The 19981-nt window shown below is 70.0% G+C and carries 13 protein-coding genes; 5 read left to right on the top strand and 8 right to left on the bottom strand.

The window, feature by feature from the left end; translation table 11 throughout:
• Positions 1 to 209: 209 nt before the first annotated feature.
• Positions 210 to 7538 carry a SpaA isopeptide-forming pilin-related protein gene (locus MWU75_RS14345; protein ID WP_247091998.1) on the top strand — a complete coding sequence of 2443 codons (7329 nt, stop codon included), beginning with the start codon at positions 210 to 212 and terminating at the stop codon, positions 7536 to 7538.
• A gap of 188 nt (positions 7539 to 7726) precedes the next feature.
• The gene (locus MWU75_RS14350) at positions 7727 to 8518 is read left to right on the top strand and encodes a class F sortase (RefSeq protein WP_247092000.1); all 792 of its coding nucleotides are present in this window, start codon (positions 7727 to 7729) and stop codon (positions 8516 to 8518) included.
• 51 nt (positions 8519 to 8569) lie between these two features.
• Here MWU75_RS14350 and MWU75_RS14355 read toward each other — a convergent pair whose 3' ends face one another.
• Both MWU75_RS14355 and MWU75_RS14360 read right to left on the bottom strand, forming a co-directional pair.
• The gene (locus MWU75_RS14355) at positions 8570 to 9022 is read right to left on the bottom strand and encodes a GNAT family N-acetyltransferase (protein ID WP_247092002.1); all 453 of its coding nucleotides are present in this window, start codon (positions 9020 to 9022) and stop codon (positions 8570 to 8572) included.
• Positions 9019 to 10812, bottom strand: a complete 1794-nt coding sequence (locus MWU75_RS14360) for an ABC-F family ATP-binding cassette domain-containing protein (RefSeq protein ID WP_348647781.1) — start codon at positions 10810 to 10812, stop codon at positions 9019 to 9021. Before MWU75_RS14360 ends, MWU75_RS14355 begins: the two co-directional genes overlap by 4 nt.
• Before the next feature lie 89 nt (positions 10813 to 10901).
• Between MWU75_RS14360 and MWU75_RS14365 the strand changes: the two genes are divergently transcribed.
• Positions 10902 to 11375, top strand: coding sequence for a DUF1203 domain-containing protein (locus MWU75_RS14365; protein ID WP_247092004.1), 474 nt, complete (start codon positions 10902 to 10904; stop codon positions 11373 to 11375).
• A 20-nt stretch (positions 11376 to 11395) separates the two neighbouring features.
• Here the strand turns inward: MWU75_RS14365 and MWU75_RS14370 are convergent, their stop codons facing one another.
• Genes MWU75_RS14370 through deoC form a run of 5 tightly spaced genes read right to left on the bottom strand, consistent with a single transcriptional unit; the run spans position 11396 to position 17393 of the window.
• Entirely contained in the window at positions 11396 to 13336 is a 1941-nt protein-coding gene (locus MWU75_RS14370; RefSeq protein ID WP_247092006.1) for a GNAT family N-acetyltransferase, read from the bottom strand.
• Entirely contained in the window at positions 13336 to 13956 is a 621-nt protein-coding gene (locus MWU75_RS14375) for a hypothetical protein (protein ID WP_247092008.1), read from the bottom strand. Before MWU75_RS14375 ends, MWU75_RS14370 begins: the two co-directional genes overlap by 1 nt.
• A gap of 3 nt (positions 13957 to 13959) precedes the next feature.
• Positions 13960 to 14892 carry an aldehyde dehydrogenase family protein gene (locus tag MWU75_RS14380; RefSeq protein ID WP_247092010.1) on the bottom strand — a complete coding sequence of 311 codons (933 nt, stop codon included), beginning with the start codon at positions 14890 to 14892 and terminating at the stop codon, positions 13960 to 13962.
• Entirely contained in the window at positions 14889 to 16334 is a 1446-nt protein-coding gene (locus MWU75_RS14385) for an aldehyde dehydrogenase family protein (protein ID WP_247092012.1), read from the bottom strand. Before MWU75_RS14385 ends, MWU75_RS14380 begins: the two co-directional genes overlap by 4 nt.
• Positions 16335 to 16385: 51 nt before the next feature.
• Positions 16386 to 17393: a deoxyribose-phosphate aldolase gene (deoC, locus tag MWU75_RS14390; RefSeq protein WP_247092014.1), complete on the bottom strand. Its 1008-nt coding sequence runs from the start codon at positions 17391 to 17393 to the stop codon at positions 16386 to 16388.
• A 47-nt stretch (positions 17394 to 17440) separates the two neighbouring features.
• Here deoC and MWU75_RS14395 point away from each other — a divergent pair, with 47 nt between their 5' ends.
• Both MWU75_RS14395 and MWU75_RS14400 read left to right on the top strand, forming a co-directional pair.
• Positions 17441 to 17788, top strand: a complete 348-nt coding sequence (locus MWU75_RS14395; RefSeq protein ID WP_247092016.1) for an AraC family ligand binding domain-containing protein — start codon at positions 17441 to 17443, stop codon at positions 17786 to 17788.
• 28 nt (positions 17789 to 17816) lie between these two features.
• Positions 17817 to 18959 carry an adenosine deaminase gene (locus MWU75_RS14400; protein WP_247092166.1) on the top strand — a complete coding sequence of 381 codons (1143 nt, stop codon included), beginning with the start codon at positions 17817 to 17819 and terminating at the stop codon, positions 18957 to 18959.
• A gap of 182 nt (positions 18960 to 19141) precedes the next feature.
• Here MWU75_RS14400 and MWU75_RS14405 read toward each other — a convergent pair whose 3' ends face one another.
• On the bottom strand, positions 19142 to 19957 hold the full coding sequence (locus tag MWU75_RS14405) for an RDD family protein (RefSeq protein ID WP_247092018.1): 816 nt from the start codon (positions 19955 to 19957) through the stop codon (positions 19142 to 19144).
• Positions 19958 to 19981: the final 24 nt, after the last annotated feature.

Raw genomic sequence — 19981 nt, forward strand, 5'->3', positions numbered from 1 at the left:
GGCGGACGTTATAACAAGTTGGTTACGACTTTACCATTTCTAGACTTTTTCGACGTAAAGCCAATAGCCTGCTCGCGTGGCGCACAGGCAGCGCCGCCGGAGTTTCCCTGTGTGTGAGCGCTTCTGTCCGTCACCGGGATACCCCAGTTATGCAGGCTCGGTGTGGGGACGCCAGTCCTTGCGTTGGGCCACCCCGATGAGGAGAGCCCATGCGTCACCGCCGATCACGGCCCATTGCCCCGACCCCCGTCCGGAAGGCAGCCGTCGGTGTCGCTGCCCTCGCTGTTGTCCTGAGCGGTGCCATCGCCGCGCCCGGGGCGATCGCTGAGACCACGACCGATGAACAGGCGACCGGCAGCCTGACCTGGTTCGCGGCCGACGACGCGGGGAGCGCCGTTGCGGAGACGACCTTTGAGGTCGCTGGGCCCGACGGCATGGAACGACCCGTCGTGGACAACGACGGCCAGGACAGCAACACCACGGCCGGCACCATCACCCTGGATGGGCTGCCGGTGGGGGACTACACCATCACTCAGGTCGCCGCGCCCGAGGGCTACGAGTTCGGCGCGGAGCCGCAGCAGGTCGTCGTGACCGAGCAGGGCCAGCAGCCCGCGGTGCCGATCACGTTCGTGAACGCGGCCGTCGGGGCCGAGGACGAGAGTGGTGATGAGGGCGCCGACGAGGGGGAGGCCGAGGACGGGGCTGCCGACGAGGGCGCACGCGAGGGTGGGGAGAGCGACGCTCCAGAGGCCGAGGTGCCCGAGGAGGGGGCAGACGAGCCGGCTGAGGCACAGGCGACCGAGGACGACGCTGTCGTGGAGGACGGTGCCGAGGCTTCGGCCGAGGAGAGCACCGAGGTCGAGGCCGACGGTCCCCTGGGCACGGACGCCGAGGCTGACGTGGTCGCGACGCCGGCAGCTCTCCCGCCGGGGCCGCCCGCAAGTGACCAGGCGAACATCCTGGTCCGCAAGGGCGGTGACCGGGTCGGCACCAGCACCACCGTGACCCCGCTTGCGGGCGCGTCCTTCGAGTTCTTCCGGGTGGGCGACGACGACGAGCTGACCGGCGGCACGTCTGTCGGCACGTGCACCACGGCGCCCGGTGATAACGGCGTGTGCGGCATCCAGGTCAACCTGCCGAACTACGACGACAACTACTTCTACGTCGTCGAGACGTCCGCTCCGAGCGGCTGGACCGCACCGCTCACCTGGGGAAGTGACACCCAGTACATGCGCTACAACACCGGAGAGATCACCCGTGGCGGCGGCGTCGACTCCCGCATCGTGACCCTGCCCGGGACCAACCGCACCTTCCCGGACGTTCGCGACAACCCAGAGCCTCCAGCGCAGTGCGGGCTCAAGGTCGCCCTCGTCTACGACCTGTCGAACTCCGTGACGGACAGTGACTCGTTGCTGGAGCAGTACAAGGCAGCCGGTGTCGGCTTCGTGGACGCGCTGGAGGGCACCCCGTCGAGCATCGCCCTGTACACCTTCGCGACCAACGCACCCGCAGACGGTTTCAACAACGGATCGCTACCGCTGACCTCGGTCGCCACCAGCGGCGATGCGGTGCGCAACCACATCAACGCATTCGGCGCGACACCGCAAAATGCCCAGGGCGGCACCAACTGGGACATGGGCCTGGCGCAGGTTGACGCGGCTGCCTATGATGCCGTGATCTTCCTCACCGACGGCACGCCCACCTTCCACCGCGACGGGAGCGGCCCGGGCAACACCAGCACTATCCGCGAGGTCGAAGAGGCCATCCACTCAGCCAACAAGATCAAGGCCGCGACGTCCTTGATCGTGGTGGGGATCGGTGCCGGTGTCACGGGTGACACAATTCAGAAGCGCCTGTCCCTGCTGTCGTCCACCTCCTACACCAGTGACTTCGACGAGCTTGAGGAGTTCCTTCGCAGCTTGGCGCTGGCGAACTGCCTGGGCACCCTGACCGTGGTCAAGCAGGAGCGGGCGCTGGACGGCACGCTCAGCCCGGGTGAGGACTGGACCTTCAGCACGGCAGACGACGAGGTCACCCCCGCCAGTGGTGAGACCAATCAGGATGGTGCCATCAACTTCGAGGTCGACGGCTACTCCGACACCGTCACCACCCGCGACATCACGGTCACCGAGACGCAGCAGCCGGGCTTCAGCCTGGAGCAGCAGAACGGCTTCAACGCAGTCTGCAGCAACACCGCCACCGGTCAGCCCGTCGCCTCGACCAACTCGGGAGCACTCGGCTTCACCGTGCCGGTCCCGAGCGACGGCGCCATCTCGTGCCGGGTGATCAACAACGTGCACCCCACCGTCACCCTGCAGAAGTCATGGGTCGACGGTCTGACCGGCGACTCCGCCACACTGACCATCAACGGTCAGCCGACCGATCCGCCGGTCGTCTCCGAGGTCGGGGACACCCCCACCTTCGTGGATACCGACAACGTCGTGACCGTCCCCGTCACCGCAGGTGAGTCCGTGACTGTCGCCGAGGTGCTGGCGGGCGCGGGCGCCTACGCGACCGATCTGTCCTGTGACGGGGTGAACCCGACCTACACCGAGGGTGACCTCAGCGGGTCCTTCACCATGCCCGACGGCAACGTGCTGTGCACCTTCACCAACAGTCAGGAGCTGGTGGACCTGGAGGTCAGCAAGACCGTCGACACCAGCTACGACCGCACCTACACCTGGAGCATCGACAAGGTGGCCGACCCGGTCACGGTCAACACCCCGGAGGGCCAACAGGTCACGGTCGAGTATGACGTGACCGTCACCGCCGAGGACATGACCGACTCGAACGTCACGGTCTCTGGGACGATCACCGTGACCAACGAGAACGCTATGGCCTTCACCGGGGTGGATGTCTCGGACAGCCTGCCGGGTGCCGAGTGCACCGTCACCAACGGCACCGGCGTCACGGTGCCGGCCGACGGCGAGGTCGTCCTGAACTACGAGTGCACCGCCGAGACCATTGCTGCCGTCGGCGACACCAACACGGCTGAGGCCACCTGGGACGCGGCTAGCTATCCGGGCACCACGGGCACAGCCACCGGCACTGGAAGCGTTGCGTTCGGGGATCCGGACAGCGAGACCGACCGGGTTGTCACCGTCAACGACGCGTTCGACGGTGCCGCGGCCGAGCTGTTGCCGCTGGACGGTGACCCGGTGGAGCTGGACTGGGTCGACGTGACGGCTGACGGCGGGTCCTACACCTTCAGCTACGAGCGCGAGATCGCCGGTGTGGCTGGGACGTGCACGACATACCCCAACGTCGCGACGATCGTCGAGACGGACCAGAGCGGCGAGGCCGACGTGCAAGTGTGCGTCGGCACGGACCTGACGGTCGCCAAGAACGTCGTGGTGTCCATGGACCGGAGCTACTCCTACGACCTGGACAAGGACGTCGACCAGACGCAACTGAACGTCGACCCGACCACCGGAGAGGCGACCTTCGCCTACACCGTGACCGTCACCGACGGACCCTCTGCTGACAGCAACTGGCAGATGACCGGTGAGATCACCGTCACCAACGGCAACGACTGGCCGGTGATGGCTGACGTCACCGACACCGTCGACAACGGCGGCGTGTGCACGGTCACCGGCGGCGAGGACGCGACGATCCCCGCCAACGACAGCGCGGTGCTTGACTACAGCTGCACCTTTGACACGCAGCCGGCCTACGACGGCACCAACACCGCCACCGTGACCTGGGACGCCGACGAGTACTTCTCGCCCAGCGGCTCGGCCACGGGAACTGCGGCGTTTGCGGCCGGAGACTGGTCCGTCACCCCGATCAATGACACCGTCACGATCGTCGACGACAAGACCGACCCGGCCAACCCGGTCGTCCTGGGCGAACACACCTGGACCGGTGAGGGCAACACGGAGGACTTCACCTACAACCTCACTCTCGCTGGCGAGCCCGGTGAGTGTGTGGACTTCACCAACACCGCGTGGCTGCAGGAGCTGTCCGACGTCAGCGCCGAGCAGGAGGTCACGGTCTGCTGGCCGCTCGACCTGACCGTGGAGAAGACGGTGGACGCCGACTTCGACCGCGAGTACTTCTGGCTCCTGGACAAGGAGGCCGACCAGACCGAGGTCACGATCACCGACGGCGGCAGCGCCGAGTTCAACTACGTGGTGTCGGCGACGCCCAACGGCTACGAGGACTCCGGCTGGACGATGTCCGGCACCATCACGGTGGACAACCCCAACTCCACCGCGGTGACGGCCGACCTCACCGACGACCCGGCCGGGCTCGGCACCGACGTCACCTGTGAGGTCGCCGACGCTCAGGTCGTGGTGCCCGCCGGCGGCAGCGTCAGCACGACCTACACCTGCACCATCGACGGTCAGCCCACCTACACCGGTGGCACCAACACGGCCACCGCGTCGTGGACCGTCGACGGCGTGCTCCAGACAGCCTCAAGCGCGGCCGAGCCGGTGGAGTTCACCGTCGATGAGGAGACGAACGTCGAGGTCCAGGTGTGGGACGACAAGGTGACCGGCGAGGCGCCCGGTGACCTGCTCGGCACCGCCGACTGGCACGACGGCGTCACCAAGTTCGAGTACTCCCTGGAGTTCGAGGGCGTGGCCGGGGAGTGCACCGATTACACCAACACCGCGGTGATCCCGATGACGGGCGACGAGGCCAGTGAGACCGTCACGGTCTGCGTCGAGCTCGGCCCGGAGGTCTCCAAGATCGTCAACGCCGACTACGACCGGCAGTACTTCTGGGACATCCAGAAGGAGGCCGACCAGACTGAGGTGACGATCACCGAGGGCGGCAGCGCCGAGTTCGACTACGTGGTCTCCGCCATCCCTGACGGCTTCGCGGACTCCGGCTGGGCGATGTCGGGGCAGATCACCGTGACCAACCCGAACGACTTCTCCGACCTGACGGTCACCGTGACCGATGTCGCCACGGTCGGTGGCACCTGCACGGTGGTCGACGGTGAGGACGTCGTTGTCCCGGCTGGTGGATCGGTCGACCTGGACTACGACTGCTCGTTCACCGAGGAGCCGGATTACCAGGGCACCAACACCGCGACCGCGACCTGGACCGACGCTGCAGGCGCCGAGCAGTCCACGGACAGCGGGCCCGTGGACGTGGTCTTCGAGATCGACGAGGAGACCGACGCGACGGTCGAGGTGTATGACGACAAGGTCACCGGGGTCGCCCCCGGCGAGCTGCTCGGCACCGCGACCTGGCAGGACGGTGTCACCGAGTTCGAGTACTCCCTGGAGTTCGACGGCGTGGCCGGCACCTGCACGGGCTACACCAACACCGCGGTGATCCCGGCGACCGGCGACGAGACGGAAGAGACCGTCACGGTCTGTGTCGAGGCGGCCCCGGAGGTCTCCAAGACTGCCGAGGCGGACTTCGACCGGCAGTACTTCTGGATGCTCGACAAGGACGTCGACGAGACGTCGGTGGAGATCACCGACACCGAGGCGACGTTCAGCTACACCGTGACCGCGACCCCGGACGGGTTCGAGGACTCGGGCTGGGCGATGGGCGGTCAGATCACGGTGACCAACCCGAACGACTTCTCCGAGCTGAGCGTCACGGTGACGGACGTCGCCACGGTCGGTGGCACCTGCACGGTGGCGGACGGCGAGGCCGTGGTCATCGGGGCTGGCGCGACGGAGGTCTTCGACTACGTCTGCACCTTCACGGAGGAGCCGGACTACGAAGGCACCAACACTGCCTACGTCGCCTGGACCGACGCTGCCGACATGCCGCAGTCGACGACCAGCGACCCGGTCGACGTGCTCTTCGAGATCGACGAGGAGACCGACCTGACGGTCGAGGTGTATGACGACAAGGTCACCGGGGTGGCCCCGGGCGAGTTGCTCGGCACCGCCACCTGGAACGCCGAGAGCGCGCCGACGGCGTTCACCTACGACCTGACTCTGCCGGGTGTGGAGGGCCAGTGCGTCGACCACACCAACACCGCGGTGATCCCGGCCACGGGTGACGACGCGGAGCAGACCGTCACGATCTGTGTCGAGGACGAGCTGGTCATCACCAAGACTGCCCAGGCCGACTTCGACCGCGAGTACTTCTGGGCCATCGACAAGGAGGCGGACCGGACCCAGGTCACCATCGGTGAGGGTGACACGGCGGAGTTCAACTACGTGGTCTCGGCGATCGCCGACGGCTTCGAGGACTCCAACTGGGCGATGTCCGGTCAGATCACGGTCACCAACCCCAACGAGTATGACGAGGGGACCGTGACCGTGGAGGTCACCGACACCACCGACGTCGGCGGGACCTGTGAGGTCGTCGACGGCGAGGGCGTCGTCCTCGCGCCGGGCGCGACCCAGGTCTTCGACTACGTCTGCACGTTCGAGGAGCAGCCGGACTACGAGGGCAGCAACGTCGCCACGGTGATGTGGACCGGGCCGGACGGCACCGAGCGCACTATCACGACCGACCCGGTCGACGTGCTCTTCGAGCTGGACGGCGAGACCAACCTCAGCGTCGACGTCCACGACGACAAGGTGACCGGCGTGGCCCCGGGCGAGCTGCTCGGCACCGCGGACTGGCACGACGGCACGACCGAGTTCGCCTACTCGATGGAGTTCGAGGGTGTGCCCGGGCAGTGCGTCGACTACACCAACACCGCGGTGATCCTGGCGTCGGTCGCGCCGACGGGTGGCGTCGCGCCGCTCGCCGTCGGGGACGAGGCCGAGGAGACCGTCACGGTCTGTGTCGAGCTCGCCCCGGAGGTCAGCAAGACCGCCGTGGCCGACTTCGACCGTGAGTACTTCTGGCAGCTGACCAAGGAGGTCGACCGGACCGAGGCCGTCGTCGAGGACGGTGCCCTGGCCGAGTTCAACTACACGGTCACGGCGACGCCGGACGGGTTCGCGGACTCCGGCTGGGCGATGTCCGGTCAGATCACGGTGACCAACCCCAACGACTTCCAGGAGATGACCGTCACGGTCACCGACCTGGCGGACGTCGGCGGCACCTGTGAGGTGGCCGGTGGCCAGGAGGCTGTCATCGCGGCCGGTGCGACCGTGGTCCTCGACTACACCTGCAGCTTCACCGAGCAGCCGGCGTACGAGGGCAGCAACACGGCCCACGTGGCCTGGACCGACGCCGACGGCGTCGACCGGTCGACGGCCAGCGACCCGGTGGACGTGGCCTTCGAGCTGGACGAGGAGACCAACCTCGAGGTGCAGGTCTCCGACGACCTGGTCACGCAGGAGGCTCCCGGCGAGCTGCTGGGCACGGCGGTCTGGAACGCCGACGGCACCCCGACCGAGTTCACCTACAGCCTGTCCTTCGGTGGTGAGGTCGGTGAGACGACCTACTACACGAACACCGCGGTGATCGTCGAGACCGGTGACACGGACGACGTCACCGTCGAGGTCACGGTGCCGAAGCCGGCTCCGCCGGAGCCGCCCGTCATCCCGACGGGTGACCCGGTCTCGGGTGGTTCGCAGTGGGCGCTGATCGTCGCGGGCATCACGGCGATGATCCTGGCCCTGCTCGGAGCCGGAGCCATGCTCTGGCGCCGTCGGGAGCAGTAGGACGAGCACCAGGTGAGTAGCCTCACGGCCGGGAGACCAGGACACGATCCTGGGCTCCCGGCCGTGGCGCGTGGACGAACGGCGAGCGACGACCGGGACGAGCGACGAGCGGGACGAGCGACGAGCGGGACGAGCGACGAGCGGGACGAGCGACAAGTGACGACCCGGGACGAGGACGGAGGAGTGTGATGAGGAGCAGGGCGGTGGTGCGCGCGGTCGCGCTGCTGGCCTGCCTCGCGCTCTTCGCCGCCGGAGGGGTGCTGGTCTATCGCGGACTGCAGGAGGAGCCTCCGGCGCCCACCCCGACGCCGGACCAGGAGTTCTCCATCTCCTTGGAGGAGGCGCTGGAGACCGACCGTGCGACCGCCGACGAGCCGATCGTGATCCCCGAGGGGATCGACCTGGGGCCCTACGTCAACACCGAGCCGGTCACCGTGCCGCCCGCGCCGGACGCCGGTGACGGTCGCCCGGGCGGCGATGCGGGCGACGGTTCCGGCCCGGGCTCGGGCCAGGGGACGGCGCCGGAGCTCGATCCCGCCAACCACCTGTACATCCCCTCGATCTACGTCTCTGCACCAGTTGTGCCCCAAGGCGTCACCTCAAGCAACGAGATGTCCCTGCCCACTGACCTGCGACAGGTCGGTCTGCTGGACACCACTAGCCCACTTGGCGCTGACGAGGGGTCAACCCTGGTCGCGGGTCACGTCACGCAGCAGGGCAACCACGGCGCCCTCTACTTCCTGGGGCGTCTGCGGCCTGGCGCCTCGGTGACCACGGTGGATGCAGAGGGTGCGCACACCACGTGGGCGGTCACCTCGGTGCGCAACTATCGCAAGACCTCGCTGCCGCCGGAGATCTTCGCGGACACCGGGACCCGCATGCTGACGCTCGTGACCTGCGGGGGACCGATCATCCGCACCAGCGACGGCCGCTGGACCCACACGGACAACATCGTGGTCATCGCCAGACCTGTGCCATGACGCGGGCTGGTGCCCCGATCCTGAGCGCGCCGTCCCAGCCGTGGGTGGGCGTCAGAGCGGCTTGACCAGGATCACGGTCGGGCCCTCCCAGTCCAGGCCCTCGAACTCCTCGAGCCGCAGGAAGCCCCGCGCCCGATAGAAGGCTCGGGTCGCCGCATACCCCTCGTCCGCGTGGGAGGCACCGACCGTCTTGACCTCCAGAAGCTGCGCACCGTCCGCCCGCACAGCGTCCTCGATGGCGGCGACCAGCGCGGAGCCGACTCCACCGCCGTGGTGCTCGGGGGCGACGGCGATGAGGTGGATCTCGGCGGTCTCGGCGAAGTGCCGGTCCACGAGCGCGACGCCCACGGTGACACCGTCGACCTGCGCGAGGTAGGAGTCCTTCTCGCCGGCCGCCGTGACGTAGTGCTCGTTCGCCGCGGGGATCCCGAACCAGCTGGGCAGGGCGGCCAGGATCCGGTGGGTTGCGGGCGGGTCCTGGGCCCGGGTGATCGTGATGCTCATGCGTGTCCTTCCAGGTGGAGTCGTTCGCCGGTCCAGCCCTCGCGCAGCCAGCGGTCGTGGCTGGCGACGACGACGGCACCGGGGTAATCCGGCAGGGTCTGCTCCAGCTCGGTGACCAGGAGCAGCGACAGGTGGTTGGTGGGCTCGTCGAGCAGCAGCACGTCGGGAGGGTCGGCGAGCAGCACCGCGAGGTCCAGGCGGCGGCGCTGCCCGACGCTGAGGGCTCCCACCGGCCGGTCGGCGTCGCGCCCGGCGATCAGCCCGAACGTCGCCAGCGGCGTCCGCTCGGCGCGCTCCGCGCCCACGGCACGGGAGTATGCCGTGCGGGCCGTGATCGACGGCTCGCGGGGGAGCGGCTCCTGGCTCAGCAGGGCGACCCGCAGCCGCGCGGGACGGGTCAGCGAGCCCTCGTCGGGCACCAGGTCGCCGGCCAGGACGCTCAGCAGCGTGGACTTGCCGGAGCCGTTGGCGCCGGTGACCAGCAGCCGGCTCCGGGAGCCGAGGCTCAGCGTCGTGGGAGCCAGGCGCCCGCTCACCGCCAGGCCCGTGGCGGTCATCACCGGCCCGGCTGTCGGGCCGGCCCCGGTCGGCACACCAGCCCCTGCCGTGCCTGCGCCGACGTCACCAAGGCCGATGAACCGCAGCCGGGCGGGCGGCTTGCGCACCTGGTCGCGCTCGAGGCGTTCGAGCGCCGTGGTCGCGTCGTTGACCCTGCGGGCCACCACCTTGGCGTTGCGGTCGGCATAGAACTTCTTGGCCGCACGTGCCTCGGTCCGAGGAGGCCGGTCGGCGCGCCCGACGGTGTGGTCGTCACGAACTCTGGCGCGAAGCCGGGACAGCTCGCCCTGCTCCTCGCGGAACCGATGCACCCACCGCTCTCGCTCCTCCCTCCGCCGCCGCAGGTAGGCGGTGTAGCTGCCGGTGAACTTCGTGACGCCGAACCCGGAACCGGGGGTGTCCGTGTCGTGCCGCACCGCGGTGAAGGGGCGTGGTGCGGGATCCAGGTCCAGCAGGGTCGTGCCGACCTCGTCCAGGAACGCCCGGTCGTGACTGGCCAGGAGCACCGGACCGGACCAGCCCCGCAGCAGGTCGACGAGGGTCGCGGTGGCCGCGTCGTCGAGGTGGTTGGTGGGCTCGTCCAGCAGCAGCGTGTCGGGGCAGCGCAGCAACAGCCACGCCAGCGACAGCCGGGAGACCTGCCCACCCGACAGCTCGCGGGCCCGTCGGTCGCGCGGCAGGTGGTCGAGTCCGAGACCATCGACCACCCGATCGACCCGGTGGTCCAACTCCCAGGCGTGGTGGCGCTCGGCGGCATCGATGGCTGCGTGCAGGCGGGTCGTTGCCCCGACGGCTCCCTCGGCCATCGCCTGACCCGCCGCCTCGACCTGGCGGGTCAGGTCCCGGACCGGGTCCGTGGCGTCCGTCAGCACGCCGTCGATGGTCAGGTCGAGGGAGAACGGCGGCTCCTGGTGGAACAGCCCGACGGCGCCGGGGGTGCTGACCGACCCGGCGTCGGGCGTGTCGAGCCCAGCGACGAGGCGCAGCAGGGTCGACTTGCCGGAGCCGTTCTCACCGATCAGGGCGGCGACCTCCCCGGAGGACACGGTGAAGGTCACGTCGGTCAGCACCCGACGGTCCGGGAACGAGCGCGAGACGCCGTCGACGCGCACGTGGTCGGTGCCGGACAGCGTGGGAGTGTGTAGCGGTTGGGTCATGGGATCTCCGGGAGGGAAGCGGGCCGCGGCCGTCAGGAGAGCGAGGGCGCGGTAGGGCGGCTTCAGGAGATCCACATGGGTCCAAGTCTACGGGTCGCGGTCAGGACTCAGCAACGCCGTTTCCTCAGACCTCACGCTCAGCGCGCTGGCCGCGTCTACCAGGCATGACCTCCTACCGCATCGAGTCCATCCGCCCAGAAGCCCTCGCGTCAGTGCACCGCGACGGCGTGGAGGTCCTCGGCAACCACGTCGCCGCCTTCGACGACACCACCGGGCGCGAGCAGCTGCGCTGCTGCCTGCGGCTGAGTCGGCCGGGTGGGCGGATCGTCCTCATCGCCCACGCGCCGTTGTCCGCGCACAACCCCTGGCGCGAGGTGGGTCCCGTCTACGTCCACGCGGCGCGCTGCGCGGGGTGGACGCCTTCGGCTGCCGTCCCGGAGTGGTTCGATGATGCGCCTCGGGTCCTGCGGGCCTACACCAGCGAGCCCGCGATGCATCACCCGGCGAACCGCGTGGTCGCAGCGGGAGAAGGTGTCGCGGGAGCGCTGGAGGCGATCTTCGCCGACCCGGACGTGACGCAGGTGCACGTCAGGAATCTGCTGGCGCAGTGCTTCGTCGCCAAGGCCGTGCGTCGCTGATCCCGCCCGATCGCGGGCGACTACTCGGCCAGCGGGTCGAGGTCGGGTCCGTGCACGAGCTCGTCCGGCCGACGGCGGTAGTGGGCAATCAGCTCGCTGACGCTCCGGCGGCCCACGGCGTAGCGACCCTGCTCCGGATCCCAGACGCAGTACTCCCGCAGCGCCGCGAGCTTGGCCTCCACCGCCGGCCGCTCGAAGGCCACCCAGGTGGCTCGCTCGTCGATCACCTGGGGGACGGGCAGGTGGAACTGCACGTCCTGGACGATGCCTCGGCGGTGCGCCTCGCGCAGTCCCGCACCGGCGGCGGCGTGGTCGCCGTGGACGTCGAGGTAGCTCATCGTCCGGTGCGCAGCGAGCGGGAACCGTCTGGCCTGGTCCCGGACCACGCGCAGCACCTCGTCGCTGGTCACGGAGCCGTCCGGCAGACCCACCCGGATGATGTCGCGCTCGCGGACCCCGAGCTGAACGACCGCCGCCGCCAGCTCGCGCCCGCGGGACGCGACGAACTCCTGGAGCGTGATCGGCTCCTCCAGCTTGCGGTTGGTGCCGATGATGGCCTGGGAGGCCTCGCCGTCCGTGAGGAGCACGACGACGTTGCGCCGCTCCCGTTGGCTCGCGATGGAACCGCCCATGAAGATGGTCTCGTCGTCCGGGTGCGGGATGTACCAGATCACGACAGGCGTGGTGCGGTCCCGCCGCGCCCGCACCGCGCGGCGTGCCGGCTCGACGATGACCGCCGGCAGGTGCGGGGCGACGTCGCGGGCCAGGCGCACGGCGCGTCGCCTCACCCGGGTGGTCAGACTGGCTGGCTTCCGTGCCGTCGGGGTGGCCTGTGCGGTGGCCGTCGCGGGGGCAGCTGGCTTCGGGGCGGGTGCGGGCTCGGTGGCCCGCGGCTCCGCGGGTCTGGCGGCGGCCGGCTGTTCCGTGGCCTTGATCAGCAACCGGTAGGTCGGCCGCATCGTGGGCGTCCACTCGAACTTCCAGGGGTACTTGCCCGCGCCGAAGTCGAACTCGGTGGCTCCGATGCCTCGCCCCTCGGGCGACTCGAGGTGTTCGAGGATCTGCAGCTGCAGCACCTTGCCCATCCGGTAGGGCTCGTAGGCCGGCAGGTAGGCGCTGTTCCACGAGAGGAGCCGCCCACCGTCGTTGAACACCGTGCGGTAGGCAGCGATCCTGCCGCTGTGCGGGTCGTCGCCCTCGACCAGCGCGAAGGTGATCGCGTCGTCGGTGTGCTCGAAGACACCCCGGATGTGTGCCACGCGCCGGTCGTCCTCGAACAATGAGTGCCGCTCGGGGCGCCCCTGCGCATGGAGGTGCTCCTTCTCGGCGACGTGGACCGCAGCGATCCGGTCGAGGATGTCGTGCTCGGCACCCTGGAAGACGGCAAACCTCAGCTGGTGGTCGCGCAGCAGCTTGTTGCGGTACTTGGTGGTGTGCGAGGGGCGGGAGTACCCGCTGCCGAGATCCAGGTACGGGTTCTCGATGAGGAAGGCCAGGTGCCGGTGGTGGTCCTGGGACTTGCGGACCTGCCAGGCGAACTGCGACTCCGAGGGGATCCCGGTCAGGTGCACGCTGGCGACCGCGCCCTCCTCGACCAACCCGCTGAGGTGCTCCATCACCAGCCTGGTCAGGGTCTCGGGCCGGGCGGTCGCGCCGTCCTGCGCCTCGGCATACAGCACGGCCAGATAGTCGCCGTGGCTCGCCCACCTCAGCACCCGGACATCCTTGCCGGCGCGTTGTTCCGGACGGATCGAGCACGGCGCGATCGCGACCAGCCGGCCGTCCTGCCGGACGGTCACCACGTGGAGTCGATACCCGTCGGCCGAGCGGTAGCTCTCCCACCAGGCGGTGACGAACCGGTGCGTCACGTAGTAGGGGGTGCCGGGGGCGCGCTCCAGCTCCTCCCACTCCGTCCGCAGGCCCGCGAGCCCCTCCGAACCGGTGACGACCGCGACGTCCATCAGACCCCGGGCACCTTCCGGGAGGTCGGCAGGGCGAAGGTGCGCTTCAGATCCGGCACGTAGACCAGCTCGCGTCGGCGCACCATCCCGAACGCCGCGTAGGACGTCCGCGAGGCCACGTTCGGCCGGGAGATGATGGTCAGCGCCTCGGTGCGCCCCTCCTGCTCCAGCAACTCGATACGTCGGGCGATGGAGAAGGCGTGGAGTCCGCGGCGTCGGTGCGCGATGAACACATGGTCATCCCACAGGTAGGCCTGGTGGGGCCTGACCCGGAGCGGGAAGCGGATCCGGGCGTTCACCGTGTCACCCCTGGTGATGTGGCAGTAGCCGCACGGCTCGCCGTGCTCGTCCCGGATGATCAGCGTCTGGTCGGCAGGGTCGTCGAGCCGGGCCAGCAGGATCCCGATCTTGCGCTCGTTGAGGTCCTTGGGGTAGTCCCGGCGCATCTGCCGCAACACCTCGGCCGTCGCGTCCTCCAGGGACCGCGCGGGGTCGGCCGTCGGACCCGGCCCGGGCACGGGCATGGCGAACAGGTCGAGGGTCTCGCGCTTGCGCAGCGACGCGCGCAGGCGGGTGGGGCGGAGTCTGCGCAGGCGGGATCGGCTCAGCGGGTTGCGCATCCCTCAGATGCCCTTGGGGTGCCAGACGGTCTTGGTCTCCAGGAAGGCCTCGAGGCGCTCCAGGCCGGGCTCGGCCGTGAAGTCGGGCTCGACGGCCGTCACACCGGAGCCGGCCGGGCGCAGCACCCGCTTGAGGTTGTCGGCCGCGGCCCTCTCCAGGTCGCCCCAGACCACGTCGGGCGCGTCGGCGGCGCCGGTGAGATCGATCGCGTTGACGTCGCGGTGCGAGGCGAGCCACGGCGCGACCTCGGAGGTGACCCCGGTGATCAGGTTGACCACGCCACCGGGCACGTCGGAGGTGGCCAGCGCCTCGGCGAGGGTGATGGCCGGGACCGGTCGCTCCTGCGAGGCGAGCACCACAGCGGTGTTGCCCGAGACGATGATCGGCGCGACCACCGAGACCAGGCCGAGCAGCGAGGAGCCCTGCGGGGCCAGGGCGGCGACCACCCCGGTCGGCTCGGGTGAGGAGAGGTTGAAGAAAGGCCCCGCGACCGGGTTGGCACCGCCCAGGACCTGCGCGAACTTGTCGGACCACCCGGCATACCAGACCCACCGGTCGATGGCGGCGGAGACGTTGGCCTCGGCCCGCGCCGCGGTCAGTCCCTCCGCGGCCTGCACCTCGGCGACGAACTGGGACCGGCGGGACTCCATCACCTCCGCGACGCGATAGAGCACCTGCCCGCGGTTGTAGGCGGTCGCGCCGGCCCAGCCGGACTGCGCCTTCCGGGCTGCGACGACGGCGTCGCGGGCGTCCTTGCGGGACCCCTGGGCGGCGTTGGCCAGGAACTTCGGCGACCGGCCGGTGGAGAAGACCTCGTAGGAGCGGCCGGACTCCGAGCGGGGGAACTTGCCGCCGATGTAGAGCTTGTAGGTCTTGCGGACGTCCACCCGGGAGGGGGCGGCGGACTTGGCCGGCTTGCGGGTCGTGGTGCTCACTTCGTGGCTCCCGTCGTGACGTAGGCGGACAGACCGTGCCGACCGCCCTCGCGACCGTAGCCCGACTCCTTGTAGCCCCCGAACGGGCTGGCCGGGTCGAACTTGTTGAACGTGTTGGCCCAGACCACGCCGGCCTTGAGCTGGTCGGCCATCCAGAGGATGCGCGAACCCTTCTCGGTCCAGATCCCCGCCGAGAGGCCGTATGGCGTGTTGTTGGCCTTGGCGACGGCCTCACCGGGGGTGCGGAAGGTCAGCACCGACAGGACCGGCCCGAAGATCTCCTCCTGGGCGATCCGGTGGGTCTGGCTGACGCCGGTGAAGACGGTGGGGCGGAACCAGAAACCGTTGGCCGGCAGCTCGCACTCCGGGGCCCAGCGCACCGCGCCCTCCTCCTCGCCGACCTTGACCAGGGTGTTGATGCGGTCCAGCTGCTCACGGGAGTTGATGGCGCCGATGTCGGTGTTCTTGTCGAGCGGGTCGCCGACGCGCAGCGTGGCCAGGCGGGCCTTGAGCTTGGCCTCGACCTCCTCGGCGATCGACTCCTGCACCAGCAGTCGCGACCCGGCGCAGCAGACGTGGCCCTGGTTGAAGAAGATGCCGTTGACGATGCCCTCGACCGCCTGGTCGAGCGGGGCGTCGTCGAAGACGATGTTGGCGGCCTTGCCGCCCAGCTCCAGGGTGGCCTTCTTGCGGCTGCCGGCGATGGTGCGGGCGATGGCCTTGCCGACGGCCGTGGAGCCCGTGAAGGCCACCTTGTCCACGCCCTCGTGCCCGACCAGCGCCTGCCCCGTCGTCCCGGCACCGGTGATGATGTTGACCACGCCGGGCGGCAGGTCGGCCTGCTGGCAGACCTCGGCGAACAGCAGCGCGGTCAGCGGTGTGGTCTCGGCCGGCTTGAGCACCACGGTGTTGCCGGTCGCCAGGGCCGGGGCGATCTTCCAGGCCAGCATCAGCAGCGGGAAGTTCCACGGGATGACCTGCCCGACCACACCGTGCGGACGCGGGTTGTCCCCGAGCGAGGCGTAGGCCAGCTTGTCGGCCCACCCCGCGTGGTAGAAGAAGTGCGCCGCCGCGATCGGCACGTCGACGTCACGGGACTCCTTGATCGGCTTGCCGTTGTCCAGGGACTCCAGCACCGCGAACTCCCGGGCTCGCTCCTGCATGATGCGGGCGATCCGGAAGAGGTACTTGCCGCGGTCCGCACCGGTGAGGCGGGACCAGGAGCGGTATGCCGTGCGCGCGGCGGCGACGGCCCGGTCCACGTCGTCCTCGCTCGCCTCCGAGACCTCGGCCAGGACCTCCTCGGTGGCGGGGCTGATCGTCTTGAACGGCGTGCCGCCGCGGGAGTCGACGAACTCCCCGTCGATGAAGAGCCCGTAGGAGCTCTTGATGTCGACGACGGAGCGGGACTCCGGCGCCGGTGCGTACTCGAAGGTCGGCATATCTCGTCCTTGTCGTTCCGGGGGTGCACGGGGGCGGAGCCCCCGGGTGTCCTAGTAGAGGCTGGGGGAGTCGTCGGCGATGTAGTCGGCGCCGGAGTAGGCGCCGGTGCTGACCTTCTGGCGCTGCAGCAGCAGGTCGTTGAGCAGGCTGGAGGCGCCGAACCGGAACCAGTGGTTGTCGAGCCAGTCCTCACCGGCCACCTCGTGCACGGTCACCAGGAACTTGATCGCGTCCTTGCTGGTGCGGATCCCGCCAGCCGGCTTGACCCCCACCATCTGGCCGGTCAGCGCCCGCCAGTCGCGCACGGCCTGCAGCATGATCAGTGTCACCGGCAGCGTCGCCGCGGGCTGGACCTTGCCGGTGGAGGTCTTGATGAAGTCACCGCCGGCGAGCATCGACAGGTAGGACGCGCGCCGGACGTTGTCGTAGGTGACCAGCTCACCGGTCTCCATGATCACCTTCAGCCGTGCCCCGCCGCAGGCCTCCTTGACCGCCACGATCTGGTCGAACACGGTGAGGTAGTCACCGGACAGGAACGCGCCGCGGTCGATCACCATGTCGATCTCGTCGGCCCCAGCACTCACCGCATCGGCCGTGTCGGCCAGCTTGACCGCCATACTGGCTCGTCCTGACGGGAACGCGGTGGCGACCGCGGCCACCTTGACCCCGCTGTCACCCAGGACGTCCTTGGCGTGGCCGACCATGTCGCCGTAGACGCAGACCGCGGCGGGGCGGGGCGTGCTCAGGTCGCTCGGGTCGGGGGTCAGCGCCCTGGTGGCCAGGCCGCGGACCCGCCCCGGGGTGTCAGCACCCTCGAGCGTGGTCAGGTCGATCATCGAGATGGCCGTGTCGATGGCCCAGGCCTTGGAGGTGGTCTTGATCGACCGGGTGCCCAGGGACGCGGCGCGGGCCTCGGCACCGACCTGGTCCACGCCCGGCAGACCGTGCAGCCAGGAGGTCAGGGCCCGGTTCGTCAGGCGCGACACGCCGAGGATCTCGCGGGCCCGCTCGGCCGCGTCGGTCGCTGTCGTCGCAGGGACGGCGGTGTCTGTGCTCACCCGTCGAGTCTAGCCCGGCGCCCCGCCGGGACACCTAGGATCGGGGGATGGCACTACACCTGGAACCGGTCCGCATCCCCGTCCCCGGCGGCAAGGTCATCGAGGAGTTCGCCGGCCGCGTCGCCACCGGGCACAACAACTACTCGGTGGCCCGCATGAGTGCGCCCGCTGGGTGGGACGAGCCCGCGCAGACCCCGGTCTTCGACGAGGTGACCTATGTGATCTCCGGCGAGATCATCGTGCACACCGAGGACGGTGAGCAGCGGGTGAGCGCCGGTGCCGGGATCCTCACCCGGGCGGGGGAGCGGGTCCGCTACGAGGCCGGTCCGGAGGGCGCCGACTACGTCGCCGTCTGCGTGCCGGCCTTCTCCGAGGAGGGGGCCCGACGTGCCTGAGCAGACCGGCGGGTCCGAGTCGCGCGGCGTGCCCGAGCAGGGCGCCACGCCGACGCCCGAGCTGATCCGCGCCGCCCCCAAGGCGCTCCTGCACGACCACCTCGACGGCGGGCTGCGTGCGTCGACCGTGCTGGAGCTGTCGCGGGAGATCGGCCACGAGCTGCCCGCCGATGACGTGGACGGGCTGGCCGAGTGGTTCCGCGCGAGTGCGGACTCCGGCTCCCTGGTGCGCTACCTGGAGACCTTCGACCACACGATCGCGGTGATGCAGACCGCCGAGGGGCTGCGCCGGGTCGCGCGGGAGTGCGTGGAGGACCTGGCGGCCGACGGGGTGGTCTACGCCGAGTCGCGCTACGCCCCCGAGCAGCACCTGACGGCCGGACTGCGCCTCGACGAGGTGGTGTCCGCCGTCGAGGAGGGGATCCGGGAGGGTGAGGCCCTCGCCGCCGAGGCCGGCCGGACCATCCGGGTCGACACCCTGGTCACCGCGATGCGCCACGCCGCCAAGTCCCGGGAGATCGCCGAGCTCGCGGTGCGGCACCGGGACGACGGGGTGGCCGGCTTCGACATCGCCGGTGCGGAGGCAGGCTTCCCCCCGACGCGGCACCTGGACGCCTTCGAGTACCTCCGTCGCGAGAACTTCCACTTCACCATCCACGCCGGTGAGGCCTTCGGGCTGCCCTCGATCTGGGAGGCGATCCAGTGGTGCGGCGCCGAGCGGCTGGGCCACGGCGTGCGACTGGTCGACGACCTCACCCTGCACGGGGTGCCGGTGGCGCAGCTGGACGACCAGGTGCCCTACGCCGACTGGTCCGAGGATCAACTGGGCTCGGTGCACCTGGGGCGACTCGCGGCATACGTCAGGGACCGGCGGATCCCGCTGGAGATGTGTCCGTCGAGCAACCTGCAGACCGGGGCCTCCCCGACAATCGCGGCGCACCCGATCACCCTGCTGGACCGGCTGCGCTTCCGGGTCACGCTCAACACCGACAACCGGCTGATGAGCGGCACCTCGATGTCACGGGAGATGCAGCTGCTGGTCGACGAGGCCGGCTGGGGCTGGCGCCAGCTGCGCCGGGTCACCGTCAACGCGATGAAGTCGGCCTTCCTGCCGTTCGATGAGCGGCTGGAGATCATCGAGGGCGTCATCAAACCCTTCTATGACGACTGATCCTCACGCCCCGGCCATGCTGGGGGCCATGCCACGCGGCCGGGCCATGCCACGCCGCCCGGCCACGCGACACCTCCCGGCCATGCGACAAAATGTGCGCCGAGGGACGTCTTGGCGGCGCGGCGCACCTTTTGTCGCATGGCCCGCGGGCTTTTGTCGCATGGCCCGCGGGCTGTCCCCGGTCAGCGACCGAGTGGGTCCGGGCCGAGGACCCGGGCGCGCAGGCGGTCGTCGCGCTCGAGGCGGAGCAGGTCGCGGCGGCGGCGCTCGGCCATCACGGCAGACATCACGGCCTCCGGGTGGGCGAAGGGCGGCGGCGCGGGCGACACGTAGGCCATCAGGTCGGCGTAGAGCGATGACCCGGTCGCGCCCCGGCTCGGCGGGGTCAGCTCGTCCCTGCGGGCCAGGAACTGCCGGATCGCCACCGCGAGCCCGTCGGGGATCACGCCGATGTCCGTGCCGATGGCCCAGGGGGCGAGCTCGACGGGCATCGCCGGCGGCTCGGGCAGCGTGAGGCGGACCCGCTCGCGGACCACGTAGGTGCCGGCGAGGAAGTCGCCCAGCCGCTTGGCCTTCTCGTTGGTCGCGGCGATGAGCAGCGCCAGGCTGCCCGCGGTCAGCCAGACCTCGAACCAGGCGGTCAGGCCGCGGATCAGGGCGTGCCGGAAGCCGATCGGTCCGGTGTCGTCGCGGACCGTCCGCAGCCCGAAGATCAGCTTGCCGAGGGTGCGGCCCTGGCTGAAGGTCTCGCTCGCGACCGGGACCGCCACGAGCGCGCCGACCAGCAGCAGGATCACCAGCGCCTGGACGAGCGCGAAGTCCTCGCCGACCAGGCTCCACGGCGCGGCCCACAGGGCCACCAGCAGGATGATCACCACGACCGCGAGGTCGATGGCCCCGGACGCCATCCGCATCGGCAGGCTGGCGGCCGGCAGGTCGATCTGCACGGCCTCGGACGTGACGAAGCCGTCGCTGTCGAAGATGCCCCGGGTCGCCATGGTGCCGCCAGACTACTGGCCGGG

This window comes from Ornithinimicrobium sp. F0845, from assembly GCF_023015765.1.
Lineage (GTDB): Bacteria > Actinomycetota > Actinomycetes > Actinomycetales > Dermatophilaceae > Ornithinicoccus.

What these genes read in the sequence shown, in the direction of transcription:
- MWU75_RS14345 (WP_247091998.1), top strand. Translation starts at nt 210, where the DNA reads ATGCGTCACCGCCGATCACGGCCCATTGCCCCGACCCCCGTCCGGAAG.
- MWU75_RS14350 (WP_247092000.1), top strand. Translation starts at nt 7,727, where the DNA reads ATGAGGAGCAGGGCGGTGGTGCGCGCGGTCGCGCTGCTGGCCTGCCTC.
- MWU75_RS14355 (WP_247092002.1), bottom strand. Translation starts at nt 9,022, where the DNA reads ATGAGCATCACGATCACCCGGGCCCAGGACCCGCCCGCAACCCACCGG.
- MWU75_RS14365 (WP_247092004.1), top strand. Translation starts at nt 10,902, where the DNA reads ATGACCTCCTACCGCATCGAGTCCATCCGCCCAGAAGCCCTCGCGTCA.
- MWU75_RS14370 (WP_247092006.1), bottom strand. Translation starts at nt 13,336, where the DNA reads ATGGACGTCGCGGTCGTCACCGGTTCGGAGGGGCTCGCGGGCCTGCGG.
- MWU75_RS14375 (WP_247092008.1), bottom strand. Translation starts at nt 13,956, where the DNA reads ATGCGCAACCCGCTGAGCCGATCCCGCCTGCGCAGACTCCGCCCCACC.
- MWU75_RS14385 (WP_247092012.1), bottom strand. Translation starts at nt 16,334, where the DNA reads ATGCCGACCTTCGAGTACGCACCGGCGCCGGAGTCCCGCTCCGTCGTC.
- MWU75_RS14395 (WP_247092016.1), top strand. Translation starts at nt 17,441, where the DNA reads ATGGCACTACACCTGGAACCGGTCCGCATCCCCGTCCCCGGCGGCAAG.
- MWU75_RS14405 (WP_247092018.1), bottom strand. Translation starts at nt 19,957, where the DNA reads ATGGCGACCCGGGGCATCTTCGACAGCGACGGCTTCGTCACGTCCGAG.